At 72.3% G+C, this 1,536-nt stretch carries 2 protein-coding genes; one reads left to right on the top strand and one right to left on the bottom strand.

Annotation, left to right across the window (positions count from 1 at the left end; translation table 11 throughout):
- The first annotated feature begins 52 nt into the window (after positions 1-52).
- Entirely contained in the window at positions 53-949 is an 897-nt protein-coding gene (trmB, locus tag ACLN58_RS22060) for a tRNA (guanosine(46)-N7)-methyltransferase TrmB (protein ID WP_415857349.1), read from the top strand.
- 6 nt (positions 950-955) lie between these two features.
- Here trmB and ACLN58_RS22055 read toward each other — a convergent pair.
- On the bottom strand, positions 956-1,536 hold a 581-nt coding region (locus ACLN58_RS22055), incomplete at its 5' end, for a LysR family transcriptional regulator substrate-binding protein (protein WP_415857348.1).

Raw genomic sequence — 1,536 nt, 5'->3', positions numbered from 1 at the left:
CTGGACGAGCCGACACCCACGGGAGGTGACCCCTGAACTACGCTTGAGGGCGATGAGCGAGCACCCCGAATCCCCCGCCGAACCCGCGGCTGAGCCTGAGCCTGAGCCCGGCACCGGCAGCGGCAACCCGATCACGCCCGGAAGCCAGGCCTCGTTCGGGACGTACCGCCACCAGCCCGTGAGCTTCGTACGGCGCGGCACGCGGCTCCAGGGGCGGCGCCAGCAGGCGTGGGAGGAGCACTCGAGCGCGTTCCTCGTCGACGTTCCGCGGCATGTCGCCGACACCTCGGTGCACCCGGACTACGTGTTCGACGCGGCGGCGGAGTTCGGCCGCGAGGCCCCGCTCGTCGTCGAGATCGGTTCGGGACTCGGCGAGGCGATCGTCGCAGCCGCGGAGGCGAACCCCGAGCGGAACTTCCTCGCCGTCGAGGTCTACCGCCCGGGCCTCGCGAACACGCTCCTGCGCATCGGGCAGCGCGGCCTCACGAACGTCCGCGTGGTCCAGGCGAACGCCCCCGAGGTCCTCGGCACGATGCTCGCCGCGGGGTCCGTGGCCGAGCTGTGGGTCTTCTTCCCCGATCCGTGGCACAAGACGAAGCACCACAAGCGCCGGCTCGTGAAGGACTCTTTCGCGGAGCTCGCGGCACGCGTGCTCGCCCCGGGCGGCCTGTGGCGGCTCGCGACGGACCGGTCCGGCTATGCACAGCAGATGCGCGACGTCGTCGCCGCGTCGCCGGACTTCCGCAACGCGCACGACGGCGAGCGCGCGGGGGCGGCGAGCCCGCTCACGGCGGCGTGGGCCTCCGGAGTGGACTGCGAACCGACGGGACAGGCGGACGACGCCGGCGGGTGGGCCCCGCGGTTCGAGGGCCGCGTGCTCACGAGCTTCGAGAACAAGGCCCTCAAGGCCGGGCGCGTCATCTTCGACCTCGAGGCCGTGCGGCTCTAAGGACCCTCAGCCCGCGCGCAGCGCCCCGACGAGCGCCTCCGCAAGCGGGCTCCACGCCCGGTTCGTGGGACCGCTCAGCACGAGCCGCCGGCCGAGCGTCGGCTCGAGCGGAACCATGAGCAGGCTCTTCGGGAGCATGACCTCGCCGAGTCGCGGCATGATCGCTACGCCGAGGCCCTCGTGGACCATGGTCACGAGGGTCGCGAGCTCGCGGACGCGCTGGCGCATGTCAAAGGGCAGACCAGCTTTCGCGTGGATCCGCCGGACCTCGTTCTCGCAGCCGCCCGTGCTCACGAGGAGGCCGTCCTCGTGGAGCTCCCTGAGTGGGATCGCCTTCTCCCCCGCGAGCGGGTGGTCCCGGCGCACGATCGCACAGTATTCGTCCTCACCGACCAGAACCGAGCCCGCCGGGTCGGGATGCGGGTCCACGAGGATCGCGGCGTCGACGATGCCCATCTCGAGCCACTCGGGGATCTCGTCGTCGTCGCCCTCGAACAGGCTCACCTCGACCTTCGGCAGGCGCGCCGCCCACACGCTGAGCAGCCCCGGGACGAGGCCCTGGCACACGGTCGGCACCGCGCCGAGAC

Source organism: Sinomonas sp. G460-2, from assembly GCF_047759905.1.
Taxonomy (GTDB): Bacteria; Actinomycetota; Actinomycetes; order Actinomycetales; family Micrococcaceae; genus Sinomonas.
The sequence above is the reverse complement of the archived record's forward strand: the minus strand, read 5'-3'. Positions and strand labels throughout refer to the sequence as shown.

Coding starts and splice junctions, on each gene's coding strand:
- trmB (WP_415857349.1), top strand. CDS start 53: ATGAGCGAGCACCCCGAATCCCCCGCCGAACCCGCGGCTGAGCCTGAG.